We start from the raw sequence: 17329 nt of genomic DNA, 5'->3' as shown, positions 1-17329 counted from the left end.
ATCCTGCTTTACCATGCAAAGCCCGGATTTTCTCTATGACGTGGCCCATAAAGACGTGCAAGCGCCGACCATCATCAAACGCCGCTCCTACGACGGCCTTTCTTTAAACAGCGCCTTTTTCGGATTCTACGCACATGCAGGATTCTGCTCGGGCCTGAAACAGATCGGCTTCCGACCCTCCGTTATTGCCGGCTCCAGTTCCGGAGCGCTGATCGGTTCACTCATCGCCGCCGGCATTGATGCCGACGATATCGCGTCGATGATCCTTGCTCTGAAAAAATCCGATTTCTGGGAGGGGAATCGCCTCACTCAGTTGCTCAAGCCCCTCCGGCACGGCCTGCGACGTTATTCGGGAATGCTGAGCGGGGCGAAGATCCGTTCGCTGCTCGAACCGTATATCGGCGGCCTGGATCTATCGGATTTTCGTATTCCCATGGGCGTCGCCGTATCGAACCTCACGCGCGGAATTCGTGAGTTGCGCAAGTCGGGTAACGCCATCGACCTGATACTTGCATCGATGACCTTTCCTATTCTGTTTGAGATTCCTGTTATCGACGGCGACGAGTTTCTCGACGGTGGCGTCGTCGACTCCGAACCGATCAAAGAGATGATCCTTGATCCGTCTATCAAACGCATCATCATCCACGATATCGAAAACGGCCGCCCCGTCTCTGATAAGGCGTTGCTTCGTGCCTTCAACGGCTCTTCGCAGATCATCCAGAACGAAACGCGTGAGCTGAAGGATCTGCTTGCCCGTAAATACGGCAAACAACTGATTCGTATCGTTACCCGAACCTCGTATATTCATCCCGGCGATATGAGCGAGGGAAGAGCGGCCTTCGAAGCCGGGCGCCAGTCGGCGCTTGCGCATACGCCTTATCTTGCAAAGAAGAAGCGGTGAGGCCTGCGGCAGATCAGAATTGCTCGACAGCCTCCGGCCGGTCACTGATATTTCAAATCCGCAACCTTCAGTTTGAGCCAGGTGAAATCGCCCTCTTTCAGTTTCCAGGTAACCGTACTCTCTGTCGGTAGATGAAAGGGGATGCCGTTCGGTCCGGGAAAGACCTCTTTACTCGCCGGATCGATGTCGATGCGCCAGCGTTCGAGCGTAGAAGAGCCGTTACGATCCATATAACGATCGGCCTCGATGGCGATGATGTCGCCGTTTGCATCGAAGAAGAAATCTGCATGAACGGTCTGAGCATTCTGTTTCAGCGTAACGCGCGCCTGACTGTCACTCACCGCAGTCCACGACATATACGGCTCAAGGGCCGACGTGGGAAACCAGATGCTTTCTGCAAGAAAGCGCACGATGGCCCCCTGGTCGATCTGCGGGCCTTTTGCATCGGCTACCGGGAAAAGCGACAGCAATTCGATTCTCATGCTTCCCCTTCCCGAATGAAGCAGATCGCGACCGCGAAGAGCAATACCCGGAGCGGCCTTTACGTTAACCATCCAGAGAAAACCCGGCGCATCGACGCGAAACTGCTGCCGCGCTGTAAAAGGCATCCAGCTTCCGTCAGGCGTGGTTCGCATCTCTCCCGTCTGTGTCAGGCTCAGCCCGGTGATGCGCCTCTGGCCGACGACGCCGCTGCGGGTTAGCCAGCGACCTACGGGAGCAGGAAGGTGCTTCAGGTCGGCCTGCGTGATTTCGGGATTCTTCCCGCTTCTGATAGGATTACTTTCGAGAATGCTGAGTTCGTCTGCTGCAAGGCGGTTGAAGCGATGCTCGCCATAACCGAGCAGGATTACAACGAGCACGGCGACGTTCACGATCGTGCCTGCCTTTGCGTCTTTCCAGTGAAATGCGATCAGACTCTGTGAGAGAAGCAGGGCGACGGTAGACACGATCCACCAGCTTTCTGTCAGCAAAACCAGCATCGCCGATACGACAAACAGAGCGGCGCAGACCAGCCATGCAGAGCGCACCGGACGTGATAAATCCTGGCGACGGAATCCAATGAGGTGGATCAGGCCATGCATCAGAAGCAGGGCAGACGTGAGAAAAGAGAGCATGGATCTGCACATACGATGAGGCTGTGACGTCAACTGAGAACAGAGAAGTGTAGGCTTCTCGCTTGACCTGATGTCGGGTGCGGGAAAGCTCTACGCATTATGTCTCAGCCCGAGCTTGTGCTGGCGGGTATGCCTCTTGGGAATTCCGACGATGTGACGCTCCGCTTCTTGAGCCTTGCTCGCAGCGCCGATGTCGTCGTCTGCGAGAGTCGTCGCACGGCGCAGACGCTGCTCAAGAGGCATGGCATCGCCCGGCCCGACGCCGACTTCCTGATTCTGGACGAACACAGCTCTGAAGCAGATGTTCAGGATCTGTTCGGCCAGATCTCTGCGATGCGACAGATCCTGCTTGTATCCGATGCCGGCATGCCGGTGTTCTGCGATCCTGGATCGAACATGCTCGTGAAGGCAGAGCAGCGCGGATGGCGGATTACGGTCCTGCCCGGAACGTCCGCCCTGACCCTGGCGACCGTGCGGGCGGGCATTAACGGCGCCTTCTTTTTCGCCGGATTCCCTCCTCGAGAAACGGCGGAGCGGCGTCGTTTTTTCCAGGGACTTGGAAAAAGGGCCGAAACCGTTGTCTTTTATGAAACGCCGTATCGTACGGCAAAGACGCTTGAAGAGATGAAGCAGGCCCTTCCGGGCAGCGAAAAAGTGTTTGTCGGCATCGATCTGAGCGGCGAGAATGAGCGCGTCTTTCGCTTTCGACTGGCCGAAGCCGAGCGTGTGGCAAAACAGATTCCGAAAGGCGCTCCGGTGATCATACTGGATCGAACGAGAGAAGAACGAAACGCATGAAATCGACGGCAGAACGCAAGAAACAAGAGCCAGAACAGGGGCAGCAGAACGGCGGCCTCAGATCCATTCCGATAAAAGAAAAGAAGCGTAAGAAATCGCTGTTTTCCATGTTCTTCTCGTCCGCTGAAAAACAGAAGGCTTTGCTTTTTCACATCGACGACGGGGCCAGCCTTGAAGAGGCGCTCGAACTGATTCGCTTTGCCTCGTCGCTGCGCGGAGATCATCGGCGTATGCTTCTTGCGCCGCCTGCGATGCATCCGTTCTTCACATCGTCGCAGCTTTTTACAGAAATGCACCCGTTGACGCCGGCCGCTTCAGAGAAGGCTCTATCACAGGCCGTTCGCGGTACAGGGGCCGACCTCTTTATCTCATCGAGATCCGCGTCGATTCGCGGAGTCACCAGCGTTCAGCTGAAATCACGCAATCGCAGTTATCATCGCTTCCCTTCGTTCTGGAATGCTCTTCCGATGTGGAACGGCAAAGGGAAGAGCAAAGGCAATAAAAAAGGCAGAAAGCAGTCTCACCTTGAGAAGGCCGATCTGCAGCTGTCGCAGCACAATCTGCGTTTTCGCATAACGATGCGGCGCATGTTCGAGGCGCTTGCGCCGTCGACGCATCCCATCTGGATTCCCGTTTCGCTTGATCCGTTCACAGGATCGCCGTGGCCTTTCTCGAGTTATATGCGCCTCTGTCGTATGCTTTCGCAGAACGGCATGCCCTTTGTCGTAACGCTTGATGAGAAATCGGCGCGGGAATCAAACGACAAAGATCGAGAGGTGCTCAGAGGCCTGCCCGTATTTCGCAAAGAGCTTGCGTTGCTTTCGCGCGGTTTTGACGGCATCCGCCTCATCGAATCGCCTTCTTTTGACGAACAGCTTTCACTCGCACGTTTCTCGAAAATCGTAATCGGCAATCCTTCGCCCGAGCTGCTTCTTGCTCAGATGGGCGGATCGCAGATCGTTTTCCTTCATGACATGCTCACGTATCGTTCTCTTCATGCCGGTCGAGCGGAGGAGCTGACGCTTCATGCAAGTCACGACCGTTCGCTGTTCGACGAATCCGTTCAGCTTAGCGGAGGACTATCGTTAAAGCCGCACGTCGATGAATGCGTGCGCGATTGTCCCGCCTGTTCGCATAACTATTGCGTCGATACGATTTCAGCCGAGGCCGTATTCGAAGAGCTGAAACTACTTCTGGCGCAGGGACCGTGATCTGTGAAAGGTATGGCCGGCAGCACAGACAGCTCGAAAGAGATCGAATCCGAAGAATGGATCAGACCCGAAACGCTTGCCGAGTTCGTCGGTCAGCCGAAGCTGCGCGAAAGACTGGGAGTAGCCCTTCAGGCGGCGAAGGCGCGTAGCGAAACGCTCGATCATGTTCTTTTTTCTGGACCGCCAGGACTCGGCAAAACGACCCTTGCCGCCATCCTTGCCCGCGAGATGGGCGGACGCTTTCACTCGACAAGCGCACCTGCGTTAACCAAGCCGGGCGATCTGGCTCGCATCCTCACGCTTCTCGAAGAGGGCGACATCCTCTTTATCGACGAAATCCATCGCCTGCAGCGCAACTGCGAAGAGATCCTCTATTCGGCCATGGAAGACGGCTTCATAGACTTCATTCTCGGCGAGGGCATGTCGGCGCGATCGGTGAAGCTGCACCTCAAGCCGTTTACGCTTGTCGGAGCGACGACCCGTTCGGGCATGCTATCCGCTCCGCTTCGCGCACGCTTCGGCCTGCATCTGAAACTGGATTTTTATGATGAAGAGAGCCTGGCAACGATCGTTCTGCGGGCCGCCCGCATTTATGAGCTGCAACTCTCGCAGACGGCGGCGTCGCTGCTGGCCTCACGCTCCCGCATGACGCCGCGCGAATCGCTGCGCTTGCTGCGACGCGTGCGGGATTACGCTACCCTGGCTCGCCCGCAGAGCATTGAGCCCGGTTTTATAGAACAGTGTATGACGAGCCTCGGTATCGACACGCTTGGCCTGAATGAAACCGACCGGCATATTCTGCATCTGATGGCCGAACGCTATCGCGGCGGTCCCGTAGGCTTACGCACGATTGCCGCTCTGATCGACGAAGAGGAGCGAACAATAGAAGAGAATCATGAACCTTTTCTTTTGCGTATCGGTCTTATAGAAAAGACGCCGCAGGGTCGAGTGCTTTCGGCATCGGGACGCCGATACCTCGGTCTCGATCCGCTTGATGCGGCGACGGTTAAACAGAGAAATGATGACGACGCTTCAGAAGATCCAGAACTCCCTTTTGCGTGAGATTCCCGCCGATCCCGACGAGCGGTTTGAAGAGCGCTTCTTTCGATCCGCCCTGTGGGTGGGCATTCTCTTCTCTTCGGTTTTTGCGTCCGTCTTCGTGCGACAGATGCCTTCGCTTTCTCTTGATATGATGCAGCAAAGCCTCGGCCCCGACATCAATCCCGCTTCGTCTATCTATCCGGTGCTTGTCGATCAGATGAATCCGACGGCGCCTGTGCCGGGGCAGATGCGCGCCTATTCCGATGTGACGTCGGGCGGGCGAGGCGGTATCACGGCCGAGTCAGGCTTTCATACGATGTCGAGCGATGATACTCTGTTTGTCTCACTTTCAGGAGGCGGGGGCGAAGGCGGTTCATCGTCGCCGGCCGGTGAGGATTCTTCGGGCAGCTCGCAGTTCTCTGACCCCGATGCGCCGGGGCAGACCGGACTGGAGCGACGATCGGCGAACGGCCAGGGCGGAGAAGAACAGTCCCGGGCGTTACCCGGTAACCCTGGCAACGGCGAGAATCTGCCGATGCGCATCCCCATGAACTACCGATTCAGAGATGACTTTGCGCTGCGCTGGGATTCATCACCTGCCTTCTCCATTGCCACACAGGAGCTTGCCGGCTATAAGTACTTTCGCGATATGATGCGCCAGATTCGCGAGAACTTCGCCCCGCCGGGGTTAAACCTTGCATGGCGCGACCAGGCGGGTACCGTCGTCAGTCAGCCGATCAAGCCGCAGATCGTAAAGGTGCTCTTTCTACTCGATCGTGAAGGTAACGTGCGCGACGTGCGCATCGTTTCCAGTATGGGTCAGGTTCCCGTCGATGAGGCCTGCTACCGCGTGCTTCATAACCAGAACTTCGGCCCGCCTCCGCCCGAGGTCTTCCAGCACGGGAACATCTTCGGCATCAACTTTCTGTTCCCGCCCGTGTATCGCTGATCAGAATTCGGCGAGAGCCTTCTTGATCTGTTCTCTGTGCACCTGCTTCTTGAACGGGAAGCGATCGACCACCGCAAGTAGCGTCGGTCGGTCAAGTTGTTCGTCGCGCAGTACCTGACCGAGACATGCCTGCGCCACACGCAAGACAGACCCGGCATCGAAGAGCGATTCGTTCAGAGCAAGCAGGGCAAGTTCGAAAGCGTTCGAATAGGCGATCGGCGGGCGTATCTCGCCGGCTTCGATGCGAGGCCGTATCTCGGCGACGGCCTCGGTTATCGAGGCAAGCATCTGGTCTGTTCCCGTTTCGGGGCGCGCCTGATGGATCCAGACCGCCTGAACGGGGTTAAGCGGGCCATGTACGGTAAGGTTTTTCTCTGTAAGGGTAGCGATACGTCGCGCCGAATCTCTGGTGATCGCTTCTCTATCGTGAAAGTTCAGATGATAGAAGAAATCCTCGATCTGATCGGGAGGAATGGCGCCAAGCAGAAGATGCTGATAGATCGTGAAGATGAAGTAATCGCTTTCGGTATTGTCGCCGATCAAAATTTCGGACGCCTGTGCCGGCATCATCGTTCGCTGCTCGAGCAGCACCGTGAGTTTATAGGCGATCTGATCGACCATGCTCTGCATCGTCGAACCGAGAAACTTGGCCGAACGTTCCATCGCATCGCTCATGTTCTGCGTCATGTACTCTTCGATATTGGATAAGACCTCGAAGGTTTTGCGAACGATGTTATTGATCGGTCCGAGCAGATTCTTGAGGAAGAGTCCGTCATGACCGATCTGAAAGCGATCAAAGACGCCTTCAAGCGTGCGCCTGAAAAAACTGGGCGAGGCCGAAACGAAAAATAGCGGAATGCCTTCTTTGCGCAAATCGCGATAGAACTGCTCCATGCCCGGCAACGGTCGTTTCGATTCGATGCGTTCGAACAGGGCATCCATCAGTCCCTGCCGGCTATCGATCTTTGTATCGAGGAAGGTCTGGTCGATATCAGACATGATGACGGGGCCGTCGAAATCGTCGGCAAGCACGCGTAGCTTTCCGTAGCCGACGACCGTATCTTTCTGCGAATACTGGCTCGATCCTGTGCCGAGATAGGCGAGGTCGGTCATATGCTGCCGGATAGACTCGACGGCAAGAAGCGATATACGCAGCAGATACTCTCCAGGAGGCAGAGGCGGAAAGTCGACGGCATCAATCGAAAAAGAAGTCCCCCCTTTTGCATGGATGTCGTCCCATACGGTGAACGGAGCATCGGTCTCCGGATGCTCGGTATCGGCATGCAGCACCTCGATGCGCAAGCGGGGCCCGCGCACAGGGTTGATGCCCGCATCCTGCACGGCGCGAAAGCGTCGGGCCAGCGATTGTGGCAGCATAGCCGTGCGGCTCCACGGCTCGTTCAGGTGGCTCTGCAAAACGGGGACGTCGAGAATCTGTCCGGTGATGCGAACGCGTTTCGCCGTACCGCATGCTCCGCCGAGCAAGGCGATACGGCGACGACCGACGACGGGAACGTCTGAGGAGTCGGAGGGAGGAGGTGTTTGCTGATTTTCGTCGCTCATGAATTGCTTGCTTGATATCCCTTCCTGACGATGATGTCAAACAGGAGATCGGAACCCGAGAATGTTTTCTGCTAAAAAAAAGACCGTAAGCGAAAAGGCGCAAGGAGGCGGCCTGGCCCTTCCCGTATTCATCTATTCGCCCGGCTATAACCTGCAACTCGAGGCGCATGTATTTCCGGCCGTGAAATTCAGCCTCATCTACTCAAAACTGAAAGAAGACCCTGCCTTTGCGCAGCATCGTTTCTTCGAGCCGATGCCGGCCTCTTTCGATGACGCAGCCACCGTTCACAAGAAGGATTATTTACAGGATTTACAGACGTTGAACTTTTCGCGCCGCGTCTATCGCAGCGAGCTACCTCTTACAAAGAGCATTGTAGATGCCTTTTTCCTGGGAACAGGCGGAACGATCATGGCCGCCGAGATGGCCCTTGATTACGGGCGGGCGATGAATCTGTCGGGTGGCTTTCATCATGCCTTTGCCGATCATGCCGAAGGTTTCTGCTACTTAAACGACGTCGCCATAGCGGTGCGTGTTTTACAGAAGCAAAAGCGCATCAAACGCGCCCTTATCATCGATCTCGACGTGCATCAGGGCAACGGAACGGCGAAGATATTTCGGCACAGCCGGCATGTGTTTACGTTCTCGATGCATGAAGAAAAGAATTATCCGATTAAAGAGAAGGGATCTCTTGATATCGGCCTTGATTCCGCCATGCATGACGAAGAGTATCTGAATCTGCTTGAAACGAATCTCATGAAGGTCAGGAAGAGCTACAAAGCCGATCTTGTCTTCTTTGTCGCCGGCGTCGACCCTTACGAAAACGATCGCCTGGGCGGGCTCTCCATATCGAAAGAAGGAATGGCGGCGCGCGATCGCATGGTCTGTGAGATGTTCGCCGACACTCCGATCGCCGCGGTTCTTGCCGGAGGGTATGCTATCAAAACGGAGGATACTGTCGATCTGCATATACAGACGGCAAAAGCTCTCGCCGGAATGATCTAAGATGGTGCTCAGAAAACGAAATCGTCATACCGTTGACGCGATATCCTTGCATGGATTCGCTCAATTCGACGTATGCAGGCCGCTATGAGTTTGTTCGGTAGACTGGATGATCTGGCGCAGAGTCTGCGCAAGGCGAAGGCGGCGCGCGATAGCGACAAAAAGATCGAATTGCCCGATCTGGACGAGCAGGAGATCCTTGAAGATCTTCATGTGCAGCCGCTCATGCAGGGCGTTCTGCCGTCGGGCGAGGTGCGCATTTTCGGGAAGTATTCTGAGAGCGAGATCAACGAGCTGATGGACTGGTCGGGCATCTTTCATGAAATCGCTCGCAAGGATTACAAAGACTATCACGTAGAACTTCAGTATCTTTCAGAGCTCGATCAGCGCATCCTGATCCGCTGGCAGTCCGAGATCCTGTTTCATCTGCGCCTCAAGCTCTCGCATTTTCGTTTCCGGCTGAATCCCGGGGCGCCGAGCAAGAAGCTGCTTTATATCGACTGGCTGATGACGCGGCATCCGCTTGCAAGCAAGGTCAGGGCGGAGCGGCTGTTCCCGGGTCAGGATATGCCCGGTCTTGGCATCTTCAACGAGATCGCCGACTTCGTCTTCAACCTGGCCCTCGGCGTCGGAGCAAAAGGCGCCTTCAATATTCCCGAGTACTTTCACGACGCCGTTCTCTTTCACCGGCAGTTCCGGTTTTATGATCCGGCGCGCGAGGCGTTCTTTCGCGCCCTGATTCGTGATCTGCGCAGACATGGGGCGCGTCGCATCTCAAACGCCCTTGCCGAAGGCCGTATTCGCGACCAGGACGGACAGGAGGTTCACTGGGTTCCTGGAGAGATGATCCATCTCATTGATCCGGAATTCGGCGACACGATCTGGAGCCAGGATTACTTCACGCGCATCGTCCGTCATCTGAAGCGCATCCGCTTTGAGATGATCGAGTAGCGCCGCTCGCCCGAGAGCGACTTGACGCTACGACTCCGCCCGCAATTTCATCATCAATGACAGTTCTTCGCGGCATTCAGGCCGTTCTTCTCGACATCGACGGAACACTCTTCTCAAGCGAAGATATGCTGCTTGACGTCTATCATGAGGCGATGGTCGATTTTCGCAAACGTCATGGCAGGCCCGAAACGCTGCCCGATCTGCCTGCTATCATGGCTCAGATCGGGCAGCCCGTGAAGAAGATCTTTCAGAATCTTCTGCCTGAGCTGGCTGAGAGCGATCGTGACGAAATAGCCGCACAGATCCTCGATGATCTTGTAAAACGCATCGAAGAAGGTCAGGGCGTTCATTACGACGGCGTCGCCGATACGCTGAAGAGGCTGCATGATGCGGGATTTCGTATCTTTTCGGCATCAAACGGACGCAAGGCTTACGTCGATGCCATTCTGAAAGCGGCCGGAATCGATCACCTTTTCGAGGCCGTGCCTGCCATTGACAACGTTCGCATCTTTAACAAAAACGAGCTTGTCGCCTGTACGCTTCAGGACTACGGGCTGAAGCCAGAGCAGTGTATCATCGTCGGGGACCGCACGACGGATCGTGATGCAGGTAAGGCGAACGATGTGGCCTTTGTGGCGACCCTTTACGGACACCATGGAAGCGCCGACGAGCATGAAGGCGCCGTCGCTACCATTGAATCTTTTTCTGAACTGTTAACGCTGCTTGGCGTAAATTAACTCAGGTTCTGGAGAGGAAAAGCCGCTACATGTGGGTATGCTTGATCGGCGTGCTATGCTCCGGATAAAAAAAAGGCCGCTCAGGCGGCCTTCTGTTTGGACTTTTTAATCTTTTGAAAGATATCGAGTGCCCGGGCGTAATCACCGGAGAAAAGATACCCCATTCCTATTTCCATCCATTCCCCTTCGCTCAACCCCTGTTTCTTTTCGAGGGCCTTCAAGCCAGGCATCGCCTTTACGTAACGATCCCGAACCTCTTCGTAGTTATCCTGATAATCCCTTCCGCTCATCTTCTTGAAAAGAGCGAGAAAGAAGCGCTCGGCCTCATCATAGCGCTGCAGCTTCATGAGACATTCGCCTGCATATTGCATCAGCGAACCGTCTGAGAAATGTTCGCGATACGTGTCGAAGATTTTCAGAGCATCTTCGTATTTTCCGAGATGATAGAGTGCAAGGAATACGGCCTCGGCCACTCGCGGGCTTTTATTCGTCTGGATCAGACGACTGGCCACTTTGAAAAGCAGATCAAACTGAGAGGAGCGACGGCAGGACTCCACAAAACGATCAAGCAGCCACTGGCCGTAGTATCCGCGGTTGAGAATCCATCCGCCAAGGCCCCGTGATGCCGTTTCAAAGTTGCGTTTATGATAGGAGTGCATGGCGCGATAGAGCTCGCCGAACATGCCATCGCCCGTCGGTGTGAAATCCCGATGCTGCCCGAGTTCCATCAGGGCCAGATGTTGAATCTCGGCGAGGCTCGTATCGTTCAGTCCGTCGGCGACCGAAACGATCTCCTGGAATTTCTGCTGGGAGTAGAGTTCCCAGGTGCGTTCAATAAGTTCGCTGTTCTGCATGGTTCACACCTCTTGCGGCTGCTCTCAATTTCGGCCGCTTGCAGAAAGCTTTGAAGAAAAAAAACAGGCTGAAAAACCAGAATCTAACCACAGAGGAAACCGGAGGACGCGGAGAAAGGAGGGAGTGAGGGGTTAGAGATAACCGACCTTTAGTGCCTCCGTGGGTATTTCTTCTTCTCTTTATCAACATAGAATAGCCAGGAAGAAGGTGAACCACGGCGACACGGAGGAAATCTTGAGGGGCCCTGCATAATAATAAGGTGTCATCCCTTCTATGATGTTCTCTCTGAGCCCTCAGCGGCCTCTGCGGTAAATTCCTCCTGATTGTCTTGCCTGACCTTTGATTCTCTCCGTGTCCTCAGTGGTTTATTCGGTTTTCCGCCACGACCGGCAGTCACGATAGGCGGAGCCACACCACGGGATGCTACTCCACAGGCCCTGTAGCCCGGAATTGATCGGGCCAGTCTCGATAATTGAAGACCTGTCCTTCCTTTCGCACTCGATCGATATCATTCAGATCGACGTCGGCAAAAACCCATCCCGGCTCGTTCAGCGCACCCATTGCAAGAACTCCGTTATCGGGAAAGCCACGGTCGACGGGCGTGAATATCGCTGCAGCGCCCGTATTCAGATCGACGGCCGGCGACCAGGACGCCTCGCCAACCGTACAGGACTGTGCGACAAAACACTGATTCTCAAGGGCCCGCGCCTGGCATCCGATGCGCACGCGATGATAGCCGGCCCTGGTATCGGTGCAGCTTGGCACAAGGATCAGATCGGCGCCGGCCTCGACCTGCCTGCGAGCAATGATCGGGAATTCGCTGTCATAGCAGATGTTGATGGCGATTTTTCCGAGATCCGTATTGAAGATGCGAATGTCATGCCCGGGCGAGATCTTCCACTCTTCTTTTTCAAAGCGCGTCATCAGCAGCTTATCCTGAAAATCCGGCGCCGCACCCGGACGAAACAGAAAGGAGCGGTTGCGATAGTCGGTCGGCGTTACGGCGACTGGAAAAGAGCCGGCGACGATCACGACTCCCTGATCGTCCGCCACTTTCTGAAAAAGGCTTTTGAAGTCGGGCAGCAGATCCTGCATGGCGGCCAGCTGCCTAAATAACGATCCGTAAACGTCCGGTGTGAAAAGCGAGGCAAGCTCCATGCTGAAATACTCGGGAAAGAGTAGAAGCTGCGCCCCCGTCGCCGACGTGATCCAGCGCCGGATCTTCGCTTCATAGTCAGAGAAAGAGGCTCCGGCAAAGAAGCCGATATCGTACGAGGCCGAAGCGATTCGCATCAGGCAAAGCCTCCGATGCGCTTCATCCAGAAGACCATCGGTTTTTCGGTTTCGGCATCGTTATCGATATCCTTCCAGCGATACTGTGTGCGGATTTCGTCGTGTCTTTCGTAACCGAAGCGTCGCCAGATCTCGTCAAGCGGAGCATAGTCCGCAGGCCGCAGCGGATGATCCTCAGGCCTCTCGACGGCGCAGAAGGTGCAATAGGTGAATCGCAGCGCAAGCGCATGGTCTTCTCGGCCGCTGAAGAATTCTTTATAAATGCCGCGGCCTCTATAATCTTTGAGAAGAACGGATTCTCCGCAGTAAAAGATGCGGTTCACATCAAACGAACTCTGCAAGAACGGAGCCTGGAAATCCGGCGTTTCGTCGGCCATAGGCAGGCCCGTCGAAGCTCCGACAACCTTTTCTCCGTCAAGGGCCAGTATGACGACGCTGTCTGGCGATTGCAGATAGGTGTTCAGATACCTTTCTTCGTAGGCGATCGTGCCGTCATAGAGATACGGGAAATCACGAAAGACGTGAATACGCAGTCGCGCCAGATCTTCGATATACGGGGCCAGCTCGGGCCCGATTACATGCTTGATTGTGATCGTCACTGGCTGACCTGCTTGATCCAGTTCTGTAAGTTGTAGTAGTTCGTTACACGGGCGATCTTTCCGTCCCGTATTTCGAAGAAGGCTCCGGCGGGAAGCGTGTAGCGCTGGCCCTTTGCCTCGGGCAGGCCTTCGTCTGAAGCCAGATACTCTCCGTTCACGATAAACTCGGCGGCGGCTCGACGCCCGTCTGCACTGGCAAAGACGACGATATCGGTAAGCCTTTCTCTGTAATGACGGTTCATGCGTTCCATAAAAACGGCGAATGCCTCTCTGCCCGTTTCTCGCCCGCCTTCATTGATGTCATGGACGACGTCGGCGGTTAACAGATCGAGAAATACGGTCATATTACCGTCGTTGAAAGCCCTGTAGTAGCGGTTGATGAGTTCTCTGGCTGTCTCTGGCATGATTCACCATAGTAATTCCGCTCATAGCGGCAACTGAAATTCAGTCAGGACGTTCGAGAACGGAGATCCGCCGGCATGAAAGTAAGCAGGACGATTCGACGCCGTTATCTCTGTATCGAAAGATGGGTGAGGTCGATGCCGTAGCGCTCGATCTTCTGGCGAAGCGTGTTGCGATGGATGCCCATCAGCTCGGCGGCCTCGATGAGTTTGCCGCCCGTATATACGAGAGTGCGAATAATATGATCGCGCTCCATATCTTCCAGCGTCGGATATCCGGTCGTCTCCTGTCGCAGGCGACGTTCGGTTAACGGCAGCGTCGATTCCTGATGGGCGATCATTTTCTGGAAGCGTTCAAGAATGCGATCGGGCAGGTCCTCATAACGCAGACGGCTGCCTTCGGCAAGCACGCACAGACGTTCGATGGTGTTCTCGAGCTCACGCACGTTGCCCGGCCAATCGTATTCGTTGAGGATATTCCAGAGGATGGGATCGTGGATCTCAAAAGGTCGGCCGTATTTCTTCTGAAACTGATCGAGAAAGTAGCGCGTCAGGTTTTCGATATCTTCGCGTCTTTCGCGAAGCGCAAGAAGCGTCAGAGGAACGACGTTCAGGCGAAAGTAAAGGTCCTCGCGAAAAAGCCCTTTCTTCACGTCGTCTTCGATGTTGCGATTGGTGGCGGCGATGATGCGCACGTCGACCATGATCTCCTGGCCCGAGCCGAGCGGCTCGATCATCTTCTCCTGAATTACGCGAAGCAGCTTCACCTGCAATGAGAGCGGCAGTTCGGCCACTTCGTCGAGAAAGATCGTTCCCTGATTGGCCAGAAAGAACTTGCCCTCGCGAGAACGATGCGCTCCGGTGAAGGCTCCTTTCTCGACGCCGAAAAGCTCCGATTCAAGCAGTGTCTCGGGGATGCTTCCGCAAGAAACCGTAATAAACGGATGACTCTTGCGCTTGCTGCGTTCGTGAATCATGCGGGCAAGGCGGGATTTGCCGACGCCCGATTCGCCAAGAATGAGAAGCGTCGTGTCGACCTCGGCCATCTTCTTCGCCGTATTGTAGATGGACTCCATGCGCGGATTGAGCGAGCCGCGCAGCAGGTGAAAGTCTCGCGGCGGAGCGCTGTGTCGCAGGATGGCGTGTATCTCGTCATGGTCGGCGCCGTCGGTCCATTGCCGTTCTTCGATGAAGTCGAGGACGTCTTTTACGGAATGAAAGCGAGATTGCTCGCCGTTGAGGATGCGATACTGTCGCCTGGAGATCCAGCCGTTGCGAAAGAGCTTCTCAAACGCCTCTTCAATCATCGTCCGCCGCCTTCTGCATTCGGTACTGAAGCGTCGTTCGCGAAATGCCGAGTAACTGCGCCGCTTGCTTGATATTCCCGCCCGATCGTATCATCGCCATCTGAAAGAGTTCTCGCTCGATTTCTTTCGCGCGACGTTTGTGAAAGTCAAGCTCCTTCTGCTTCGAAATAAACAGATCGTCGCGAAAGATATCGGGAAGATGCTCGGGCAAAATTATGTTTCCATCGACGAGCGCCACAAGCCTGTAGATGATGTTCTCCAGTTCCCGAACGTTGCCGGGCCAGTCGTATTTTAATAAGCGTTCCAGAGCAGCGGAGCTGATCTTCATCAGAGGCCGTCCGGCCGCCGAACAGGCAAACCACAGAAAATGATCGATGAGCAGCGGGATGTCGTCTTTGCGTTCGCGAAGCGACGGCACATGCAGGGTGAACGAGCTGATACGATAGTAAAGGTCGGTCCTGAAGTTCTTACGGCGAACCTCGTCCTCCAGGTTTCGATTTGTGGCGAAGACGAAGCGGGCCGTGCTTTTCTGCGTGCGCTGTGATCCGACCTTCTCGAACTCGCCTTCCTGGATGAGGCGCAGAAGCTTCACCTGATAGGGCAGGGGGATTTCGCCGATCTCGTCGAGAAATAGCGTTCCTTCGCCGGCGCGCTCCACATAGCCGACCGTCGTCGCGTCGGCTCCGGTGAAGGCGCCGCGCGTATGCCCGAAAAGTTCGTTTTCGATCAGATCGTGCGGAATAGCGCTCAGGTTAACCGAGACGAGGCGACCCGGTCTTCTGGAATGAGCGTGCAGAAGCCGGGCCACCTGTTCTTTGCCGGTGCCCGTTTCTCCTGTGATGAGTACGGGATGTTCGAGCGGAGCGTACCTTTCTACTCTGTCGAGGATGCGCGCCATCGGTCCGTCTTCGCGAAAGACGAATGTGGCGCCGGACCGACTGCTCAGTCGTTGCGGATCCTGCTCGTTCTGCTCCGTCATCAGGAATCGCTTTCGATCTTACGCTGTCGGTAGCTGTGGTAGTCGGGAACGAGTCGATCATATTCGTCGCGCATCAGATGCGACGAGATCATGAAGTCGGCCGAAGAGCGGTTCATCGCGACCGGAATATTCCAGACGACGGCAAGACGAAGAAGCGCCTTCACATCGGGATCATGTGGCTGCGTCATGAGAGGATCCCAGAAAAAGAAGAGGAAGTCGAGCTTGCCCTCGGCGATCATGGCGCCGATTTGCTGATCGCCGCCAAGCGGACCGCTTTCCAGTCGCTGCACGGGCAGGCCGGTGCGTTCTTCGATCAGGCGACCGGTCGTTCCGGTAGCATAGAGCAGATGTCGTGAGAGAGAGCCGCTGTTAAACTCCACCCATTCAAGCAGAGTCTCTTTTCTGTGATCATGGGCGACAAGAGCGATTCGCTTTCTGTCGCGCATGGTGGTTCGAATATCGTTCAAGAATATCTCCTAATACACTATGCGAAAGTCAGGGACCTCCGTTGCCTGTATCTTTTCAGTTATCACACGATCCACTCTCGAAAAAAGAGGCCCCTTTTGTAGATCGGCGAGAAAACGTTTCATCGTCGCCTCGTCGGCCAGAGCGATACACTCCACCGTGCCGTCGGGCATGTTTCGCACCTGCCCACGTATGCGATACTGACGGGCCTTCCCGGCCGTGAATTGCCGGAATCCGACGCCCTGCACTCTGCCGTGTACAACGATGCGTAGCGAAGAGATCTGCGGCGAAGCGGAGTCCATGATGTCAGATCAATTCCAGGAAAAGCGGCTGTCAGCCATTTATTTCCATGACATGCAAGGAGCGGAATGGATTGCCTTGCAGCGATGAAAAAAAAGAATCGTTCCCTGAAAAGCTGCCGTTACAGAGGATGCGATGCGAGCCTTATCCGTAAATCTTGATCATATTGCAACCCTGCGTCAGGCCCGAGGAACGGCCTATCCATCGTTAACGACGGCAGCCGGAATCTGCGAGATCGCCGGAGCGGACGGCATCACCCTTCATCTGCGCGAAGACCGCCGCCATATTCAGGATCGAGATCTTGAACTGATCTCTGAGGTCAGCCTTCTGCCTGTAACCCTGGAGATGGCCCCTACCGAAGAGATGCTGCGTATCGCCCTCAAGCAACGTCCCCGTACGGTAACGCTTGTGCCCGAGCATCGTCTCGAAATCACCACCGAAGGCGGCATCGACGCCATTCGATCGGCCTCCACGTTGAAACCCGTAGTTGACGCTTTGAAGTCAGAGGGAATACGGGCCTGTTTATTCCTTGAGCCGGAGCGTGATCAGATCGAGCAGGCGCGCGCTCTTGGCGCCGACTCCGTCGAATTGCATACGGGGCGATACGCCGAGCTTTTCGATGAGCGCAGGCATGGCGAAGAGCTGAACCGTATCGAGCTCGCCGTCACGTACGGAGTCTCTCTCGGCCTTCAGATGAACGCCGGGCACGGCCTTCACTATCAGAACATACGACCGCTGGCCGCCATAAAAGGCCTCCAGGAATTCTCGATCGGTCATGGCATCGTTAGTCGCTCCGTCTTTGTCGGACTGGAGCGAGCCATTCGCGAGATGGCCGATCTCGTAAGAGCGCAGGCGCCCGATTAA

Annotated in this window: 19 protein-coding genes; 9 read left to right on the top strand and 10 right to left on the bottom strand. The window is 55.5% G+C overall.

The annotated features are described in order from the left end of the window. Positions 1 to 13 precede the first annotated feature (13 nt). Positions 14 to 901 carry a patatin-like phospholipase family protein gene (locus LEPIL_RS03230; protein ID WP_002769885.1) on the top strand — a complete coding sequence of 296 codons (888 nt, stop codon included), beginning with the start codon at positions 14 to 16 and terminating at the stop codon, positions 899 to 901. A gap of 41 nt (positions 902 to 942) precedes the next feature. Here the strand turns inward: LEPIL_RS03230 and LEPIL_RS03225 are convergent, their stop codons facing one another. Then, positions 943 to 2016, bottom strand: a complete 1074-nt coding sequence (locus LEPIL_RS03225) for a DUF6544 family protein (protein ID WP_002769884.1) — start codon at positions 2014 to 2016, stop codon at positions 943 to 945. A gap of 99 nt (positions 2017 to 2115) precedes the next feature. Here LEPIL_RS03225 and rsmI point away from each other — a divergent pair, with 99 nt between their 5' ends. Genes rsmI through LEPIL_RS03205 form a run of 4 tightly spaced genes read left to right on the top strand, consistent with a single transcriptional unit; the run spans position 2116 to position 6015 of the window. Continuing rightward, a complete protein-coding gene (gene rsmI, locus LEPIL_RS03220) occupies positions 2116 to 2814 on the top strand; it encodes a 16S rRNA (cytidine(1402)-2'-O)-methyltransferase (RefSeq protein WP_002769883.1) in 699 nt (232 codons plus the stop codon). Then, complete coding sequence (locus LEPIL_RS03215) at positions 2811 to 4025, top strand: hypothetical protein (protein WP_002769882.1); 1215 nt, start codon at positions 2811 to 2813, stop codon at positions 4023 to 4025. The genes rsmI and LEPIL_RS03215 overlap by 4 nt, the downstream gene beginning before the upstream one ends. Before the next feature lie 12 nt (positions 4026 to 4037). After that, a complete protein-coding gene (gene ruvB / locus LEPIL_RS03210; RefSeq protein ID WP_002769881.1) occupies positions 4038 to 5087 on the top strand; it encodes a Holliday junction branch migration DNA helicase RuvB in 1050 nt (349 codons plus the stop codon). Further along, positions 5044 to 6015, top strand: a complete 972-nt coding sequence (locus tag LEPIL_RS03205) for an energy transducer TonB family protein (RefSeq protein ID WP_169314792.1) — start codon at positions 5044 to 5046, stop codon at positions 6013 to 6015. The genes ruvB and LEPIL_RS03205 overlap by 44 nt, the downstream gene beginning before the upstream one ends. Here the strand turns inward: LEPIL_RS03205 and LEPIL_RS03200 are convergent, their stop codons facing one another. Then, positions 6016 to 7578 carry a phosphatase domain-containing protein gene (locus LEPIL_RS03200; RefSeq protein WP_002769879.1) on the bottom strand — a complete coding sequence of 521 codons (1563 nt, stop codon included), beginning with the start codon at positions 7576 to 7578 and terminating at the stop codon, positions 6016 to 6018. It abuts the gene before it with no gap. 61 nt (positions 7579 to 7639) lie between these two features. On the opposite strand from LEPIL_RS03200, the gene LEPIL_RS03195 reads away from it, so the two are divergent. The 3 genes from LEPIL_RS03195 (at position 7640) to LEPIL_RS03185 (ending at position 10266) form a co-directional block, all read left to right on the top strand. Continuing rightward, a complete protein-coding gene (locus tag LEPIL_RS03195) occupies positions 7640 to 8581 on the top strand; it encodes a histone deacetylase family protein (protein WP_002769877.1) in 942 nt (313 codons plus the stop codon). 84 nt (positions 8582 to 8665) lie between these two features. Then, entirely contained in the window at positions 8666 to 9529 is an 864-nt protein-coding gene (locus LEPIL_RS03190; RefSeq protein WP_002769875.1) for a hypothetical protein, read from the top strand. 56 nt (positions 9530 to 9585) lie between these two features. After that, positions 9586 to 10266 carry an HAD family hydrolase gene (locus tag LEPIL_RS03185; RefSeq protein WP_002769873.1) on the top strand — a complete coding sequence of 227 codons (681 nt, stop codon included), beginning with the start codon at positions 9586 to 9588 and terminating at the stop codon, positions 10264 to 10266. Between the two features lie 80 nt (positions 10267 to 10346). On the opposite strand, the gene LEPIL_RS03180 is transcribed toward LEPIL_RS03185, so the two are convergent. From LEPIL_RS03180 to LEPIL_RS03145, 8 genes are all read right to left on the bottom strand, one after another. Further along, positions 10347 to 11120, bottom strand: a complete 774-nt coding sequence (locus LEPIL_RS03180) for a tetratricopeptide repeat protein (RefSeq protein WP_002769871.1) — start codon at positions 11118 to 11120, stop codon at positions 10347 to 10349. 424 nt (positions 11121 to 11544) lie between these two features. Continuing rightward, the gene (locus LEPIL_RS03175) at positions 11545 to 12414 is read right to left on the bottom strand and encodes a carbon-nitrogen hydrolase family protein (protein ID WP_002769869.1); all 870 of its coding nucleotides are present in this window, start codon (positions 12412 to 12414) and stop codon (positions 11545 to 11547) included. Continuing rightward, positions 12414 to 13013 carry a hypothetical protein gene (locus LEPIL_RS03170; protein WP_002769867.1) on the bottom strand — a complete coding sequence of 200 codons (600 nt, stop codon included), beginning with the start codon at positions 13011 to 13013 and terminating at the stop codon, positions 12414 to 12416. The genes LEPIL_RS03175 and LEPIL_RS03170 overlap by 1 nt, the downstream gene beginning before the upstream one ends. Next, a complete protein-coding gene (locus LEPIL_RS03165; protein ID WP_002769865.1) occupies positions 13010 to 13417 on the bottom strand; it encodes a ketosteroid isomerase-related protein in 408 nt (135 codons plus the stop codon). Before LEPIL_RS03165 ends, LEPIL_RS03170 begins: the two co-directional genes overlap by 4 nt. Before the next feature lie 104 nt (positions 13418 to 13521). After that, complete coding sequence (locus LEPIL_RS03160) at positions 13522 to 14721, bottom strand: sigma-54 interaction domain-containing protein (protein WP_002769863.1); 1200 nt, start codon at positions 14719 to 14721, stop codon at positions 13522 to 13524. Next, positions 14714 to 15700 carry a sigma-54 interaction domain-containing protein gene (locus tag LEPIL_RS03155; protein ID WP_002769861.1) on the bottom strand — a complete coding sequence of 329 codons (987 nt, stop codon included), beginning with the start codon at positions 15698 to 15700 and terminating at the stop codon, positions 14714 to 14716. The genes LEPIL_RS03160 and LEPIL_RS03155 overlap by 8 nt, the downstream gene beginning before the upstream one ends. Continuing rightward, complete coding sequence (locus LEPIL_RS03150) at positions 15700 to 16146, bottom strand: methylglyoxal synthase (protein WP_040918246.1); 447 nt, start codon at positions 16144 to 16146, stop codon at positions 15700 to 15702. The genes LEPIL_RS03155 and LEPIL_RS03150 overlap by 1 nt, the downstream gene beginning before the upstream one ends. 30 nt (positions 16147 to 16176) lie before the next feature. Then, positions 16177 to 16467: an acylphosphatase gene (locus tag LEPIL_RS03145; RefSeq protein ID WP_002769857.1), complete on the bottom strand. Its 291-nt coding sequence runs from the start codon at positions 16465 to 16467 to the stop codon at positions 16177 to 16179. A gap of 133 nt (positions 16468 to 16600) precedes the next feature. Between LEPIL_RS03145 and LEPIL_RS03140 the strand changes: the two genes are divergently transcribed. After that, entirely contained in the window at positions 16601 to 17329 is a 729-nt protein-coding gene (locus LEPIL_RS03140) for a pyridoxine 5'-phosphate synthase (protein WP_002769855.1), read from the top strand.

Source organism: Leptonema illini DSM 21528, from assembly GCF_000243335.1.
GTDB lineage: Bacteria > Spirochaetota > Leptospiria > Leptospirales > Leptonemataceae > Leptonema > Leptonema illini.
The sequence above is the reverse complement of the archived record's forward strand: the minus strand, read 5'-3'. Positions and strand labels throughout refer to the sequence as shown.